This window comes from Thiobacillus sp., assembly GCF_013693775.1.
Lineage (GTDB): Bacteria > Pseudomonadota > Gammaproteobacteria > Burkholderiales > Thiobacillaceae > Thiobacillus.
The window spans coordinates 2880996-2897322 of sequence record NZ_CP059257.1; the positions used below are offsets into that span (position 1 = coordinate 2880996).

At 61.9% G+C, this 16327-nt stretch carries 13 protein-coding genes and 1 tRNA gene; 9 read left to right on the forward strand and 5 right to left on the reverse strand.

The annotated features are described in order from the left end of the window. The first annotated feature begins 2 nt into the window (after positions 1–2). The 4 genes from HZY77_RS14180 (at position 3) to HZY77_RS14195 (ending at position 5811) form a co-directional block, all read left to right on the forward strand. Complete coding sequence (locus HZY77_RS14180; protein ID WP_296816093.1) at positions 3–938, forward strand: multicopper oxidase domain-containing protein; 936 nt, start codon at positions 3–5, stop codon at positions 936–938. Between the two features lie 77 nt (positions 939–1015). Continuing rightward, the gene (locus HZY77_RS14185) at positions 1016–1309 is read left to right on the forward strand and encodes a heavy metal-binding domain-containing protein (protein WP_296816096.1); all 294 of its coding nucleotides are present in this window, start codon (positions 1016–1018) and stop codon (positions 1307–1309) included. A 57-nt stretch (positions 1310–1366) separates the two neighbouring features. Further along, entirely contained in the window at positions 1367–2683 is a 1317-nt protein-coding gene (locus tag HZY77_RS14190; RefSeq protein ID WP_296816099.1) for an efflux RND transporter periplasmic adaptor subunit, read from the forward strand. 2 nt (positions 2684–2685) lie between these two features. Then, positions 2686–5811: a CusA/CzcA family heavy metal efflux RND transporter gene (locus HZY77_RS14195; RefSeq protein WP_296816101.1), complete on the forward strand. Its 3126-nt coding sequence runs from the start codon at positions 2686–2688 to the stop codon at positions 5809–5811. 67 nt (positions 5812–5878) lie between these two features. Here the strand turns inward: HZY77_RS14195 and HZY77_RS14200 are convergent, their stop codons facing one another. Continuing rightward, the gene (locus tag HZY77_RS14200) at positions 5879–6208 is read right to left on the reverse strand and encodes a metalloregulator ArsR/SmtB family transcription factor (protein ID WP_296655650.1); all 330 of its coding nucleotides are present in this window, start codon (positions 6206–6208) and stop codon (positions 5879–5881) included. Positions 6209–6364: 156 nt separating this feature from the next. Here HZY77_RS14200 and gpmI point away from each other — a divergent pair, with 156 nt between their 5' ends. The 5 genes from gpmI to moeB all read left to right on the forward strand — a co-directional run bounded on the left by gpmI (position 6365) and on the right by moeB (position 11847). Then, positions 6365–7906: a 2,3-bisphosphoglycerate-independent phosphoglycerate mutase gene (gene gpmI, locus HZY77_RS14205; RefSeq protein ID WP_296816103.1), complete on the forward strand. Its 1542-nt coding sequence runs from the start codon at positions 6365–6367 to the stop codon at positions 7904–7906. 29 nt (positions 7907–7935) lie between these two features. Further along, a complete protein-coding gene (locus HZY77_RS14210) occupies positions 7936–9183 on the forward strand; it encodes a peptidoglycan DD-metalloendopeptidase family protein (RefSeq protein WP_296816106.1) in 1248 nt (415 codons plus the stop codon). A 1-nt stretch (position 9184) separates the two neighbouring features. After that, positions 9185–10594: a S41 family peptidase gene (locus tag HZY77_RS14215; protein ID WP_296816110.1), complete on the forward strand. Its 1410-nt coding sequence runs from the start codon at positions 9185–9187 to the stop codon at positions 10592–10594. Positions 10595–10677: 83 nt separating this feature from the next. Beyond that, a complete protein-coding gene (locus HZY77_RS14220) occupies positions 10678–11073 on the forward strand; it encodes a hypothetical protein (protein ID WP_296816113.1) in 396 nt (131 codons plus the stop codon). A gap of 3 nt (positions 11074–11076) precedes the next feature. Further along, positions 11077–11847 carry a molybdopterin-synthase adenylyltransferase MoeB gene (moeB, locus tag HZY77_RS14225; protein WP_296629566.1) on the forward strand — a complete coding sequence of 257 codons (771 nt, stop codon included), beginning with the start codon at positions 11077–11079 and terminating at the stop codon, positions 11845–11847. Here moeB and slmA read toward each other — a convergent pair. The 4 genes from slmA to dnaG form a co-directional block, all read right to left on the reverse strand. Further along, positions 11835–12356 carry a nucleoid occlusion factor SlmA gene (gene slmA, locus HZY77_RS14230; RefSeq protein WP_296820923.1) on the reverse strand — a complete coding sequence of 174 codons (522 nt, stop codon included), beginning with the start codon at positions 12354–12356 and terminating at the stop codon, positions 11835–11837. The genes moeB and slmA overlap by 13 nt on opposite strands. Positions 12357–12468: 112 nt before the next feature. After that, a tRNA-Ile gene (locus HZY77_RS14235) sits at positions 12469–12545 on the reverse strand. A gap of 38 nt (positions 12546–12583) precedes the next feature. After that, positions 12584–14425 carry an RNA polymerase sigma factor RpoD gene (gene rpoD, locus HZY77_RS14240; RefSeq protein ID WP_296816115.1) on the reverse strand — a complete coding sequence of 614 codons (1842 nt, stop codon included), beginning with the start codon at positions 14423–14425 and terminating at the stop codon, positions 12584–12586. A gap of 189 nt (positions 14426–14614) precedes the next feature. Further along, complete coding sequence (dnaG, locus tag HZY77_RS14245) at positions 14615–16309, reverse strand: DNA primase (RefSeq protein ID WP_296816117.1); 1695 nt, start codon at positions 16307–16309, stop codon at positions 14615–14617. Positions 16310–16327: the final 18 nt, after the last annotated feature.

Here is a 16327-nt window from a genome sequence, read left to right on the forward strand (position 1 = left end):
AAATGAAACAAAACAAGATGCTGGGGATGGCGCTGGCAGGCGTGGCGGCATTGTCGATGCTGTCATTCCAGGCCGAGGCGAAAACGGTGCAGGTCACGCTGCACGCAACGGAAGTGGATTTGCCGATCGATAACAAGGGGACGATGTACCGAACCTGGACCTTCGACGGCAAGGTGCCGGGCCCAGTGGTTCGGGTCACCGAAGGCGACACGGTCGAGTTCACGCTGATCAACGACAAGACCAACAAGAATTCACACTCCATGGATTTCCACGCGGCGCGACTGGATGTGGTGAAGGATTTCGGGTCCATCAAGCCGGGCGAGGAGAAGCACTACACCTTCACCGCCAATTATCCTGGCGTGTTCTTCTACCACTGCGGCTCCGATCCGATGATCCAGCACATCGCACGCGGCATGTTCGGGACCATCATCGTCGATCCGAAGGATGCCCATGCCATGCCGAAAGCGGATCGCGAATACGTGCTGATCCAGTCGGAGCTCTATCCGAACCCGGACGCCAAGGAAGACATGATGCAGAACAAGTGGAGCAACGTCATGTTCAACGGCGGCATCTTCAAGTATGACCCGGTGCACGATCCGGCAGCGACCCGTTGGCTACAGGCCAAGCCGGGCGAGCGTGTGCGTGTCTACTTCGTCAACGCGGGTCCCAATGAGTTCTCGTCCTTTCATCCCATTGCGGGCATCTGGGATGCCGTCTACCCCAGCGGCAACCCGAAGAACGTCGAGCATGGCCTGCAAAGCTTTGTCGTGGGACCGGGAGACGCAGCGACATTCGACCTGATCTCGCCCAAGGAAGGCGCCAATGCGATTGTGACCCACTCGCTGAAGGCTGCCCTCACGGGGGCCATCGCAGTGATCATGTTCAGCAATGATGCCGATCCCAACATGGGCCACGGCGAGCAGATCCTCGTTCGCTGATGGCAGGAAAGTGATGGGCGCCGAGTACCTGGTTCAACCGGGTGCTCGGCGCCCACTCAACATACGGAGATCCACCCATGAATATCAAACGACAGTCGAACCCCGTCGTACGAGTGCTGGCGAATGTATCGTTCCTTGCCGTACTCGCCGGCATCGCGCCGGGATACGCCGCTCAAGCCGCAAGCCAGGATGGAGGCGTGCCTGCAACACATATCAGGATGTCCGGCAACGACCGGCCGGATTCGCTCGCACCGCACAATGCCGAGGACAACTGGGCATGCCCCATGCATCCCGAGATTCATCGCCACGAACCCGGAAAGTGCCCCGTGTGCAAGATGAAACTGGTCAAGGCCAAGCCGAAGAACGTCTAGCCGCCGCGATCCGGATGGCCCTTTGATTCGCGTCAGTAACAGGCTGGATATCCTCCCATGACCTCGTCGTTTGTTCGTACGTTGTATTACGGTGTGCTGCTGGCCGTTCCTGTCTGCATGGCAGGCGTCGCGTATTTTGCAGAACGGCTTCCGGGCGTGAGGTCGGATGGCATCGTGCAGTCCGCGCAGGCTTCGGATCGCCTTGAGCCGCTGGATGGAACGGCGGGCATCCGGAAAATGTGGGTCTGCCCCATGCACCCCAATATTCTCCAGGACCACCCCGGGTCCTGCCCGATATGCGGAATGGATCTGGTGGAGACGGGCGCTGCACATGATCATCGCACAGCGGGCATACAGGTCGACACGGCGTTGCAGCAGCGCATGGGCATGCGGTTGGCGGATGTGACGCCGCACCGTATGAACCGGGCGGTGCATACCTACGGCAACGTCGGAATCGACGAGACTTCCCTTTACAGCATCAGCCCCAAGATCGACGGCTGGATTCGCAAACTGCATGTCAGTGCACCGGGACAGCAGGTCACCTCAGGGCAGATCCTGTATGAGATCTATTCGCCCGAACTGGTGCAGCGCCAGCGCGAATATATCGAGCTGCTGCAGCGGCGGGATCAGCTGCTGGAAAACATGACGGATTATTCTGGCCAGAATGCCCAAATGGCCGCCAGCCTGGCACGCGAACGCATCCGTACGCGGGATAAGTTCGCCTATGCCGATGTCAGCGACGCCACGCTCGCCGCCATCGAGTCCACCCGCCGCACGATTGACCGGGTACCGGTGTACGCCACCCGATCCGGCTTCGTCACCCAGATCGGCGCGCGGGAAGGCGACTACGTGACGCCGATGACCAAGCTGCTGACCGTGGCCGATGTCGCCACGGTCTGGATCGACATTGTCCTGTATCCCGACCAGCTCGAATGGGTCAGGGAGGGCGACAACGTGACCGTGACGTTTCCTCATTCCGGGCGACCACCACTGACCGGTCATCTCGTGTTCGCCTTGCCTACCGTGGATGGCGCGACGCGCACCGCCCGGGCACGCCTGACGGTGAAGAACACGGATCGCCAGCTTCGGCCGGGCGCATTCGTGGATGTCGTCATTGCCACGCATCCGCGAACGGTGCTCGCGGTACCGCGTTCGGCCGTGATTCGTACGGGCCGGGGCAACCGGGTCATGCTGGCGCGGGAAAGCGGGCATTTCATGCCGGTTCCCGTGGAAACAGGCATCGAAAACGGCGACTTCGTCGAGATCACCGACGGGTTGCAGGAGGGAGCGCAGGTCGCCGTGAGCGGGCAGTTCCTGCTGGATGCGGCGGCCTCCCTGAACGATTCCGTGCAGCGCATGCAGAACAGCCGCTGAGCATGATCCGGCGAATCATCGAGTGGTCGCTCGCCAACCGACTGTTGGTGCTGCTGGCCACGCTGCTGCTGACGGCCTGGGGCGTGTACTCCGCGCAGAATATTGCGCTGGATGCGATACCGGACCTGTCCGATACCCAGGTCATCGTCAAGACGGCGTATCCCGGCCAGTCGCCGCAGCTCGTGGAAGATTCGGTGACCTATCCGCTGACGTCGAGCCTGTTGTCGGTACCGGGCGCCACGGCAGTACGCGGTTTTTCCATGTTCGGCGAGTCCTATGTCTACGTCATTTTCAAGGATGGCGTCGATCCGTACTGGGCGCGTTCCCGCGTGCTGGAATACCTGAGCCAGGCGGCGTCGCGCCTGCCGGCAGGCGTGACGCCCACGCTGGGACCCGATGCATCCGGCACAGGCTGGATATTCGAATACGCGCTGGTGGATCGCCACCATCGCTACGATGCGGACCAGTTGCGGGCAGTCCAGGATTTCTACCTGAAATACGAGTTGCAGGGCCTGCCCGGCGTGGCCGAGGTGGCCAGTGTCGGCGGCATGGTGCGCCAGTTCCAGATCGAGGTGGATCCGAACCGCCTGGCCGCCTACGGGATTTCACTGGAACAGGTCAGCCAGGCGGTGCGCGACAGCAATCTCTCGGGCGGCGGGTCGGTCATGGAGATGGCGCGCGCCGAATACATGATCCGCGCCAATGGCTATCTGAAGACGCTGGACGATTTCCGCACAATCCCTTTGGGCACGGATGCCGAGGGTGTTCCCATTCGGCTGCAGGATGTGGCACATGTCCAGACGGGACCGGAAGCGCGGCGAGGNGTAGCCGACCTCGACGGCGAAGGCGACGTCACCGGCGGTATCGTGGTCATGCGTTATGGCAATAATGCGCTGGAAACCGCAGCACGCGTCAAAGCCCGCCTCAAGGAACTGCAGGCGGGCCTGCCGCCCGGCGTCGAGCTGGTGATCACGTATGACCGCTCCGGTCTCATCACGCGCGCCATCGACAATCTGCGCAGCAAACTGGTGGAAGAGACCTTGATGGTGGCGCTGGTCTGTCTGCTGTTCCTGTTCCACCTGCGCTCGTCCCTGGTTGCCGCGCTCACCCTGCCGGTCGGCATCCTCGCGGCGTTCATCGTGATGAAGCAGCAGGGCGTCAGCGCCAACATAATGTCTCTNGGGGGCATCGCCATCGCCATCGGCGCCATGGTGGATGCGGCCATCGTGATGATCGAGAACATGCACAAGCACCTTGAGCGGGCCGGACCCGGCAGCGACTACTGGGCGGTTGCACGCGCCAGTTCGGTCGAAGTCGGCCCCGCGCTCTTCTTCTCGCTGCTCATCATCACGGTGTCCTTCCTGCCGGTNTTTGCGCTCTCGGGCCAGGAAGGGAAACTGTTCGCGCCGCTTGCCTACACCAAGACTTATGCCATGGCGGCGAGCGCAGCGCTGGCCGTCACGCTGACGCCGGTGCTGATGGGCTATTTCATTCGCGGCCGTATCGTCCATGAGCGCAGCAATCCGCTCAATCGCGTGCTGCAGGCGCTTTATCGGCCGGCGCTGCTGGCGTCGCTGAATCATCCCAAACGGGTGCTGCTGCTGGCCGTCCTGCTGCTGGCTAGCGCGGCATGGCCCGTCTCCCGCCTGGGTAGCGAGTTCATGCCGCCGCTGTACGAGGGCGATCTGCTGTACATGCCGACCACGTTGCCGGGCGTGTCTGTCGACGAGGCCGCCAATATTCTGCAGATCACCGATCGGCTGATCCGCCAGATGCCGGAAGTGGCGCGCGTGTTCGGTAAGGCCGGCCGTGCCGACAGCGCAACCGACCCTGCGCCGCTGTCCATGCTGGAAACCACCATTCTGCTTAAACCAAGGAATGAATGGCCTCCGGGTGAGACAGTAGAGGAACTGATCCAGAAGCTCGACCGTGCCGTACGGTTGCCCGGTCTGACCAATTCCTGGGGCTATCCGATTCGTACCCGCATCGACATGTTGTCTACCGGCATCCGCACAGCGGTCGGCATCAAGATCACCGGCCCCGATCTGGCCGGGATCGCCGCGCTGGCAGAAACGCTCGAAACCACGCTGAAGAAAATACCCGGAACACGCGCCGTATTCGGCGAACGCGTCACCGGTGGGCGGTATCTGGATATCGATATCGACCGCGCACAGGCTGCGCGCTACGGCGTCACCGTTGCGGCGGTTCAGCGCCTGATCCAAAGCGCCATCGGCGGTGAGAACATCGGTACGGTTGTGGACGGGCGCGAACGGTTTTCCATCAACCTGCGCTATCCGCGCGCCTTGCGTGACTCGATGGAGACGCTTGCCGAAAGCCGGATTGCCACCCCGTCCGGAATCCAGGTGCCGCTCGGGACAGTCGCCCGCCTGCGCATCGCCGACGGGCCGGCCGAAATCAAGAGCGAAAACGGACGCCTGACCGGCTACGTCTATCTCGACATCGAAAGCCGGGACTTGGGCGGCTACGTCGAAGCGGCCCGGCAGGCGGTCGACACCCAGGTCAAACTGCCGTCCGGCTACGCTATCGCCTGGTCCGGCCAGTACGCGAATCTGCAGCATGCCAGGCANAAAATGCTGTGGCTGATTCCATTCACCGTGCTGCTGGTTCTACTGCTGCTGTACTTGCACTTCCGCGAGCCAGGCAAGGTGGTATTGGTCGCCGTCTGCCTGCCGTTTTCCCTGGTGGGCGGGTTCTGGCTGGTCTACTGGCTAGGCTACAACCTGTCGGTGGCGGTGGGCGTCGGCTTCATTGCGTTGGCGGGCGTGGCGGCGGAGTTCGGTGTCGTGATGCTGCTCTATATCGACAAGGCCGTCGAGGAATCCCGGCAGTTAGGCTGCCAGTCGGTTGATCGCGTCGTGCTCCGGCAGGCGGTCGTCCAGGGCGCGCTCATGCGTGTGCGGCCCAAGATGATGACAGTGGCGGTGATCGTGGCGGGCCTGCTGCCCGTCATGTTCAGCGATGGTGCCGGCTCCGAAGCGATGAAGCGGATTGCCGCGCCGTTGGTGGGTGGCATGCTGACGGCACCGCTGCTGTCGCTTTTCGTCATCCCGGCGCTGTACTGGAGTTGGAAGGGGCGTGGCGCGCATTCTCAAACTGGAAATGATTGAGTGGCATTCGAAACACAAGGCCCGGCACGCCTGTGCGTGGCCGGGCCCTGGGATACGGCGGCTTGACTTACTTGGTGAACCCGCAGAAGACGTCGCGCATCATGCCCAGAAGCTTCAGGGTGCGGGTGTCGCCCACGCGATAAAACACGCGATTGGCATCCTTGCGGGTGCGCAGCACGCCTTTGTCGCGCAGGATGGCGAGGTGCTGCGAGATATTGCTTTGCGACGTGCCGACATGGTCGACGATGTCCTGGACACTGACTTCCTTGTCGCCCAGTACGCAAAGAATTTTCAGGCGCAGAGGATGTGACATGGCTTTCATCGCACGCGAGGCTTGCTCGATGTGCTCATCCTTGTCCATGAGGTCCACTTGATCCCAGTCAGCTGCCATATTCATTCCTCAGTCCTACGGGTCGCGTAACGGCGCGGCCAACTTCGTCAAAATACAGCCGTGCGTTACTTATAATCTTACTTTTTGGATTGCGTATAGATTAGCAATCACGCATATATTAAAATATTTCCACGAAAACGAGTCAGGTTATACAAATTTTTCATGAAAACCGTGCCGGTTCTCCTCATCATCCTCGACGGTTTTGGTTGCCGCAAAGAAAGCGCGGACAACGCGATTGCCCAGGCCGCCAAGCCCAATTGGGACCGGCTATGGAAGAATAATCCCCATACTCTTATCCATGCATCGGAATCCGAAGTAGGGCTGCCCAAGGGGCAGATGGGCAACTCCGAGGTGGGGCATCTGAACATCGGCGCGGGGCGGGTGGTGTATCAGGAGTTCACCCGTATCGACCGCGCCATCGAATCGGGCTATTTCTACACCAATCCGGCCCTGCTGAACGCCGTGCATCTGGCACGCGACAATGGCAGGACGCTGCATGTGCTGGGCCTGCTGTCGGATGGCGGTGTGCACAGCCACGAGTCGCATTTTCATGCCCTGCTCGATCTGGCGGCGCGTGAAGGACTGCACAAGGTCTGTCTGCACGTATTCCTGGATGGTCGTGACACGCCGCCGAAAAGTGCCGAAATCTATTTGCGCCGCCTCAACGAGAAAATCGGGCAGACCGGCGTCGGCCACATCGCATCCATGATCGGCCGTTATTACGCGATGGACCGCGACCGGCGCTGGCAGCGGGTCAAATCCGCCTACGATCTCCTGACCCAGGGGCGCGCCGAGTTCATGGCGGAGAATGCGCTGACCGGATTGGAAGCCGCCTACGCGCGCGGCGAAACCGACGAATTCGTCAAGGCCACGGCCATCCTGCCGCCCGACGGCAAACCGGTGAAGATGGAGGACGGCGATTCGGTCATTTTTCTCAATTTCCGTTCCGACCGCGCGCGCCAGTTGTCGCGGCCCTTCATCGAGCCCGATTTCAGTGAGTTCGAGCGCGAAGTCACGCCCCGGCTGGCGACCTACTGCACGCTGACCGGCTACAGCGACGATTTCCAGGTGTCGGTCGCCTTTCCGCCCGAACGGATCAAGAATGGCCTGGGCGAATACGCCGCCAACCTCGGCTTGCGCCAGTTGCGCATCGCCGAAACGGAGAAATATCCGCACGTCACCTTTTTCTTCAACGGCGGCGAAGAGATATCCTTTCCCGGCGAAGATCGCGTGCTGGTGCCGTCNCCCGACGTGGCAACCTATGACCTCAAGCCCGAGATGAGTGCCTTCGAGGTAACCGACAAGCTGGTCGCCGCGATCGGCAGCCAGCAATACGATCTTATCGTCTGCAATTTTGCCAATCCCGACATGGTGGGCCACACCGGTGACCTGCAGGCGGCGATCAAGGCGATCGAGACGGTCGACACCTGTCTGGGCCGGGTGGTGGACGCGCAACAGGCGCGGGGCGGGGAAGTTCTGGTCACTGCCGACCACGGCAACGCCGAATTGATGCGCGACGCCGCAACCGGCCAGCCACATACCGCGCATACCATGAACCTGGTACCGCTGATCTATGTTGGGCGACGCCATGCCACGCTGGCGGAAACCGGCGCGCTCGAGGATGTCAGCCCGACCCTGCTGAAGATGATGGGCGTGGCGCAACCGCCCGAAATGACCGGCGAGGCCCTGGTGCAGTTTGAGTAAGCCCGTCCGGTTCGGGTAAGCTCGCCAGGGTGAACTTCAAACAACTCTTCGTCCTGCTGGTGCTGTCCGGACCGCTGTGCGCCAGCGCCAACCAGGCCGACCGTAAGCAGTCCGAACTCGACGCCCTCAAACAGCGCCTGCAAACCCTGCAGCAGGATTTTCGCGACACGCAGACGCATCGCCAGGAAGCGGCCGACGAGCTGCGCCAGTCCGAACGGGCGATCAGCAACGCCGTACGTCAGCTACGGCAGCTGGATGGCGAGCGCCAGCGCACGCAGAGCGACCTGCAGTCGCTGACACAACAGGTCGACGCAACCTCGGCGCGTATTCGCACACAGCAGGCCCATCTGGCGCAGACGCTCAAGAGCGCTTACCAGCGCGGGCAGGGCGATGCGCTCAAGCTCATCCTGAATGGTGCGGACCCCAACCAGACCGCACGCGATTTGCGCTATCTGGCCCACCTCTCGCGTGCGCAGCAGGCCATGATCGACACACTGCGTGCCGACTTGGCGCAACTGTCCGCCTTGCAGCAGCAAGCCTCGCAGAAGACAAACGACCTGGCGCAATTGCAGGCCACGCACGAAGCCGAGCAGCAAAAGCTGTTGGCCGACAAGCACGCCCGCGAGCAGGTGTTGCAGAAACTCTCCGTGCAAATCCAGCAACAGCGGCGCGAGATTTCCACCTTGAAGCGCAATGAACGCAGCCTGACCCAGCTGGTCGAGCGCCTCAACCGGGTGATGGCGGAGCAGGCTGCGCGAGAGGCTGAACGCGCGCGTGCGGCCCGGCAGACGAAGCAGCGGGAGGCAGAGCGCGGCTCAACCGGCCAGCAGCGCCGTCCCGTGGCGGTTAATACCGATACGCCGGTGGCTTTTCGGTCGAGCCAGCCGTTCTCTCGGCTGAAAGGTTTGCTGCATTTACCGGTTGCCGGGGAACTGATGAACCGCTTTGGTGCTCCGAGAGAAGGCGGCGGGTTGAGCTGGAAAGGCTTGTTCATCCGGGCCGCCCAAGGTACGGCGGTGAAGGCGATCGCAGCCGGACAGGTGGTGTTCGCCGAGTGGCTGCGCGGCTTCGGAAACCTCATTATTGTTGACCATGGTGACGGCTATATGAGCCTGTACAGCAATAATGAAAGTCTGTATAAGCAGGTGGGCGACCGGGTTCAGCCCGGCGATGCGATCGCTGCGGTTGGCAACAGCGGTGGCCAACCCGACACGGGCCTGTATTTTGAAATGCGGCATCAGAGCCGTCCTGTAAANCCCCTGGACTGGGTGAAGTGAGATGACACAAAAGGCAAAACTCGTACTGGTCGGTCTGGCTGGCATACTCGCTGGCGCCGCATTGACCCTCAATCTGCCGGCGATTGCCGACAAGGATGCGGAGACTGCGCTGCCGGTCGAGGAGCTGCGTGCCTTCACCGATGTGTTTGCCCGCATCAAGAGTGACTATGTCGAGCCAGTCGACGACAAGAAACTGATCGCATCGGCGATCAACGGCATGGTGAGCGGGCTGGACCCGCATTCGGCCTATCTCGATGCCGAAGGCTTCAAGGATCTGCAGGTGGGCACCCAGGGCGAATTCGGCGGTCTGGGCATCGAAGTCGGGATGGAAGACGGCTTCGTCAAGGTCGTCTCGCCGATCGAAGATACGCCTGCCTTCAAGGCCGGGGTCAAGCCGGGTGACCTGATCATCAAGCTCGACGATACGCCGGTGAAAGGCATGACGTTGAACGATGCGGTGAAGCGCATGCGCGGCAAGCCGGGGTCGCCGATCAAGCTCACCATCGTTCGCAAGGGCGTCGACAAACCCATCGTGCTGACCCTGACCCGCGCGGTCATCAAGATCCGCAGCGTCAAATCCAAATTACTGGAAAACGGGTACGGTTACGTGCGCGTGACGCAATTCCAGGAACATACCGGCGAACTGCTGGCCGAGGCCCTGGACAAGCTCTACAAGGACAACAAGGCGCCGCTCAAGGGCCTGATCCTGGATCTGCGCAACGACCCGGGCGGCCTGCTGAATGGCGCGGTGGCGGTGGCGGCGGCTTTCGTCAAGCCGGACAGCCTGGTGGTGTACACGGACGGGCGTACGGAGGATGCGAAGATGCGGTTGACCGCCAGCCCGGAAAATTACCTGCGCCCGATGCAGCTTGATTATCTGAAGGGTTTGCCGGAGGGCGTCAAGCAGGTGCCGATGGTGGTGCTCGTGAACGGCGGCTCGGCCTCAGCCTCCGAAATCGTGGCNGGGGCACTGCAGGATGACAAGCGTGCCGTCATCATGGGTACCCGAACCTTCGGCAAGGGCTCGGTGCAGACCATCCTGCCGATCGGCAACGGCACGGCGATCAAACTCACCACGGCGCGCTACTTTACGCCGAGCGGACGCTCCATCCAGGCCAAGGGCATCGAGCCAGATATCGTGGTGGAAGACCCCACCATGCCGTCCGATGATCAAGGTCTGGGCATTCGCGAGGCGGATCTCGAGCACCACCTGAGCAATCCCAATGGCGGGGATTCGACGCCCAGCAAACCGAGCGAAGCCATCAAGGCCGCGCCGGCTGACCGCGCGCCCCGGGCGGCGTCGAGAAAGCCGACGACGCTGGAACCGGGCGAGATCGTGTCGAAGAACGATTTCCAGGTGAACCAGGCGCTGAACCTGCTTAAAGGGCTGCAGATCCTGCAGGGGCGTTGAGCGGCTGTGCTGTGTGGCCCGCAGGGGTTCCACAGCACAAACGGCGCGGTATACTGAGTTGACCTAGCCTGCCGGGAGGCGTCATGCGTCCGTGCGACCTCGAGAANAACCGCGAAATCGTCTTTCATGCCTTGCCTGCCGGCCAGGCCGAGCGCGCCTTGGCGCTTTTGGCTGGTCTGGAGGGGCTGGACGTGGCCATCGGCGCAGACGTCTATCGTCTGCAGGTGCGGTATCACATCTGCGAGTACACGCTGGAAGGGCTGGAGACTGCGCTGGCGAGCCAGGGGTTCCATCTCGACAACAGCCTCCTCTGCAAGCTCAGGCGTGCACTGGCGTATTACTGCGAGAGCGTGCAGCGACGCAACGTCGCAGCCAACGAGCCGGACATCAAATCCCAGCAGGCATTCATGAAAGTCTACGAGCGCCACCTGCATGGCGATTGCGACGAAACGCCGGAAGAGTGGCGGAGCTATAAATAGCCCATGGAGTTGAACGACACACTGCTGCTGCGCTACAGCAGACACATCCTGCTGCCCGATGTCGGTGTGGACGGGCAGGCACGTATATCAGGTGCGTCGGTGTTGATCATCGGTGCCGGCGGGCTGGGTTGCCCGGTCGCACTTTATCTGGGGGCGTCGGGCGTCGGACGGTTGTGGCTGGCGGACGGCGATACGGTCGACCTGACCAATCTGCAGCGGCAGATTGGTCATGCCACGGCAGCCATCGGCGAGAACAAGGCCGATTCGCTCGCGCGCAGCGTACGCGCCATCAATCCTGAGATCGAGGTGCAATCCATTCGGGAAGCGCTGAGCGGCGAAGCGCTGCATGAAGCGGTGGCGGCGGTCGATCTGGTCGTCGATGCGTCGGACAACTTCGCTACCCGGCATGCGGTCAACCGGGCCTGCGTTCAGTTGGGCAAACCGCTGGTGTCGGGGGCTGCGATCGGTTTTTCGGGGCAACTGGCGGTGTTCGATACCCGCCGTGCCCGCACACCCTGCTATCACTGCCTGTTTCCGGATCAGGCCGGCGAACCGGAGATGCGCTGCGCCGAGGCNGGGGTGTTTTCTCCTCTGGTCGGCGTCATCGGCGCAATGCAGGCGATGGAAGCCCTGAAATATCTGGCTCAGGTGGGAGAGTTGCTGATCGGCCGGCTGCTGCTATGGGATGGCCTGCGGGCCGAGGTTCGCGTGATGAACGTGCCGTACGATCCGGCCTGCCCGGTTTGCTCGCAGGCCGCGCGTCAGGCGGGGTGAACGTCGAGCAAACGCGCCATCAGCAGCTCGATATCGCCGCCGGGCGGGCGGCTGAATCCGCTCTTGGCGAACTGATGCCAGCGTCCTACCACCATGCATTGCAGCAGATTGGCCAGCGGCCCGCTCAGTTCGGACTGCTTGTCGCCGCAAAAGCGCAGGCATTGCCGCAACTGGGCTTCGATTCGGTCGTGTAGTTGATTGATGCGTTTTTGCAGGCGCTCGTTTTCATGCACCAGTGCATCGCCGATCAGCACGCGCGTCATCCCTGGATTCTTCGCCGCAAAATTCAACAGCATGCTCAGGATGGCTTCGATCTGAGCGGACGGCGAGGGCGTGTCGGCGGTGATGCGCGCAATCAGGCCAAACAGGGTTTGTTCGATAAACTCGATCAGACCCTCGAACATTTGCGCCTTGCTGGAAAAGTGCCGGTATAGCGCGGCTTCGGATACCCCGATGCGGGCTGCCAACGCCGCCGTGGTGATTTTCTCAGGCTGCGGTTCCTGCAGCATCGCGGCGAGTGTTTGCAGAATCTGCAACCGGCGCTCGCCGGGTTTTCTGGCTTCCCTTGCATCTGACACCCCCAGTTTTTATTAGGGGTGATTATCGCTGATGTTGGGTAATTGGTGGGTCTGCACGGACTTGAACCGTGGACCAAGGGATTATGAGTCCCCTGCTCTAACCAACTGAGCTACAGACCCGAAAACGTAGCTGCCCCGCGATGGGCGGGGCAGGAGACTTATACTTCGCCGCTGCCGGTAAAGCTTTTCAGCTTTTCGGAACGGGTCGGGTGGCGCAGCTTACGCAGGGCCTTGGCTTCGATCTGGCGGATCCGCTCACGCGTGACGTCGAATTGCTTGCCGACTTCTTCCAGCGTGTGGTCGGTGTTCATTTCGATGCCGAAGCGCATGCGCAATACCTTGGCTTCGCGCGAGGTCAGGCTGTCCAGCACTTCGCGGGTAGCGTCGCGCAGGTTTGCGTAGATCGCGGAATCGTCAGGCGACAGCGTGCTGGAGTCCTCGATGAAGTCGCCGAGGTGGGAATCCTCGTCGTCGCCGATCGGCGTTTCCATGGAAATCGGCTCCTTGGCGATCTTCATGATCTTGCGGATCTTGTCTTCCGGCATTTCCATCTTGATCGCCAGCGTCGCCGGATCGGGCTCGATGCCGGTTTCCTGCAGGATCTGGCGGCTGATCCGGTTCATCTTGTTGATCGTCTCGATCATGTGCACCGGGATGCGGATGGTGCGCGCCTGGTCGGCGATCGAACGCGTGATCGCCTGGCGAATCCACCAGGTGGCATAGGTCGAGAATTTGTAGCCGCGGCGATACTCGAACTTGTCCACGGCTTTCATCAGGCCGATGTTGCCTTCCTGGATCAGATCGAGGAACTGCAGGCCGCGGTTGGTGTATTTCTTGGCGATCGAGATGACTAGGCGCAGGTTGGCCTCGATCATCTCGCGCTTTGCGCGGCGGGCCTTGGCCTCGCCGGTCGACATCTGCTTGTTGATGTCCTTCAGGTTCTTGATCGGTAGACCGACACGATCCTGCATCGCGATCAGGGCTTCCTGGTGTGCCTTGACCTCGTATTGCACCTTGGAAAGCGTCGAGCAGTAGGCTTTCTTCGCAGCGATCTCCCGGTCCAGCCACGTCAGGTTGGTTTCATTGCCGGGGAAAGCCTTGATGAAGTGCGGACGCGGCATGCCTGAACGGGTGACGCAGAACTCCATGATCTTGCGTTCGTGCGAGCGCACCTCTTCCACCGCACTGCGGATCTGCTCGCACAGGTTGTCCACCTGGCGCACCGAGAAGCGGATCGCCATCAGTAGCTCGGTGACTTCGGACTGGGCTTTCATGTGCTGCGGACTGCCGAGGCCATACTTGGCATGGGCTGTCTGTGCTTNTTTGTAGGCTTTGCGGATGAAGTCGAACTGCACAAGCGCTTCGGCTTTGAGCTGCGCCAGATTGGCGGCTGCGAGCTTGGCGCTGGCTTCTTCGTCGTCGTCCTCATCCGTCTCTTCTTCGTCGGCGGACGTGTCTTCCTCTTCAGCCGCGGCTTCGGTTTCCATTTCGACGAAGCCGTCGATCAGCTCGTCGATGCGCATCTCGTCTTTTTCGACCTGTGCCGCCATGTCCAGGATTTGCTGGATGGTGAGCGGACACGACGAAATCGCCTGCACCATGTGGCGCAGGCCTTCCTCGATGCGCTTGGCGATCTCGATTTCGCCTTCGCGCGTCAACAGATCGACCGAGCCCATTTCACGCATGTACATACGGACCGGATCAGTCGTGCGACCGAATTCGGAATCGACCGTGGTCAGCGCCTGCTCGGCTTCCGCAACGACATCCTCGTCGGCGACGGCCGGGGCGGCTTCCTGCATCAGCAGGGTTTCGGCGTCCGGCGCTTCATCGTAGACTTGGATGCCCATGTCGTTGATCATGCTGATCACGCCTTCGATCTGGTCGGCGTCCAGCACCTCGTCGGGCAGGTGGTCGTTGATCTCGGCGTAAGTCAGGAACCNCCGTTCCTTGCCGAGGATGATGAGGTTCTTCAGCTGGGTGCGGCGCGCTTCCGCCTCCACCGGCGTCAGCTCCTTCAGGGGAGTAGCGCTTCGGGTTTTGGCGCTACCACCTGGTTTTCTTCCACGTACAGCCACAGGTTATTCTCCGCTCAGGTTCCGCCCCCGCGCACCGCACGCGGACAGAAAAAATCGTTCAAAAACCGGCAATTATACCGCAAGCCGGCACTTTGTCTTGCCGTTTCTGGCAAGCTAGGAACGTGCCAGTTCAGTCAATTCCTGGCGCTCGCTGGCGCTCAAACTGCCGAGCGGGCGCATGGCCAGTTCCTGTTGCCTTCGCCTGCGCCAATCGTCGCGTAACTGTTTGACGGCGCCATCGAACTCCGCGTTCCAGTCCCAGGTGTCGTCTTTGTCGAGCAAATCGGTCATTAGCTCATCGATCAAGGGCTCCAGCACGCTGCCTTTGGCCGTTTCGCTGAGGGTCTGCGGCTTGAGCGGGCCAACCTCGCGCAGCCAGGCCATCAGTTCGCCGGTAGGACCGCTTAGCGGGTCGTTTGCATCGAGCCAGCAGGGTTCGACCTCGGCCACCCGCTGTGGATTCATCAGCAGGGTGCGGGCCAGGCTGCGCACCCGCGATGGCGCTGGGCGGCGTTGCGGACGCGGGAGAGGTCGGCGCGCTGCAATGGGTTTGAGCCCGAGACGGCTGAGTTCGTCAGCCTGGAGATGCGCAAGTTCCGCAATCTGCCGTTGGATCAAGCTGGCCAGCAGGGGCGCGGCAATTTTCTCCAGCAAGGGTTTGGCGTCCTTGATCAAGGCTGCCCGGCCTTCCTGGCTGTCGAGTTTGCGGTTGCGCGCCAGTTCGCGCACCAGAAAGGCGGACAGCGGCAGGGTGTCGGTGTCCAGTAGGTGCAGGAATGCGTCGTGGCCGTGGGTTCGGATATAGCTGTCAGGGTCCTCGCCTTCCGGCAGGAACAGGAAGCTGACCTCCTTGCCGTCCTGCAGCGCCTCCAGCGAGTTTTCCAGCGCGCGCCAGGCGGCCTTGCGCCCGGCATTGTCGCCGTCGAAGGCAAAGACCAGGCGGTCGGTGTGGCGCAGCAGGGTACGCGCATGGATTGGCGTGGTGGCGGTGCCGAGGGTGGCGACGGCGAACGCCACGCCGAGTTGAGCCAGCGCGACCACGTCCATGTAGCCTTCGACCACAATGACGCGCCCGGCCGTCTTGATCGCGGCGCGCGCCTCGAACAGGCCGTAGATTTCCGAACCCTTGTGGAACAGCGGGGTTTCCGGCGAATTGAGGTATTTCGGTTCGCCCTGGTCCAGCACGCGCCCGCCGAAACCGACGATCTGGCCCTTGATGTTCCTGATAGGGAACATGATGCGATCGCGGAAGCGGTCGTAGCGCCCGTGGTCGCCGTCGATGACGAGGCCCGAGGCGGCGAGGGCGTCGGCCGCGTAGTCGGCGTAGACCTGCTTCAGCGGGGAGCCCTCCGGCGCGTAGCCGATACCGTAGCGGGCAGCGATGGCGCCAGTCAGGCCGCGGCGCTTCAGATAGTCGATCGCGCGCGGGGTCTGTTTGAGCTGTTTCTTGTAGAACTGCGCCGCCTGTTCGAGCGCATCCCACAGCGCGGGCGGCGGTTTGGGGCGCTCGGGCTCGCCGGACTCAGGCACGGGCAGGCCGACATCCTGGGCCAGGGCCGCCACGGCGTCGGGGAAGCTCATGTGCTCGTATTCCATGAGGAAGCCGAGCGCAGTGCCATGTGCGCCGCAGCCGAAGCAGTGGTAGAACTGCTTGGTCGGGCTGACGGTGAAGGAGGNGGTTTNTTCGCTGTGGAAAGGGCAGCAGGCCTGGTAATTCTGCCCGGCTTTCTTCAGCGGCACGCGGCGGTCGATGACATCGACGACGTCGACGCGGGCGAGCAGGGTGTCGATGAAATCGCGCGGAATCATGATGACCGCATGATAAAC

Bases quoted from the DNA above. Each gene is read 5' to 3' on its own strand.
- HZY77_RS14180 (WP_296816093.1), top strand. From the start codon at position 3: ATGAAACAAAACAAGATGCTGGGGATGGCGCTGGCAGGCGTGGCGGCA.
- HZY77_RS14185 (WP_296816096.1), top strand. From the start codon at position 1,016: ATGAATATCAAACGACAGTCGAACCCCGTCGTACGAGTGCTGGCGAAT.
- HZY77_RS14190 (WP_296816099.1), top strand. From the start codon at position 1,367: ATGACCTCGTCGTTTGTTCGTACGTTGTATTACGGTGTGCTGCTGGCC.
- HZY77_RS14200 (WP_296655650.1), bottom strand. From the start codon at position 6,208: ATGAATATGGCAGCTGACTGGGATCAAGTGGACCTCATGGACAAGGAT.
- slmA (WP_296820923.1), bottom strand. From the start codon at position 12,356: ATGCTGCAGGAACCGCAGCCTGAGAAAATCACCACGGCGGCGTTGGCA.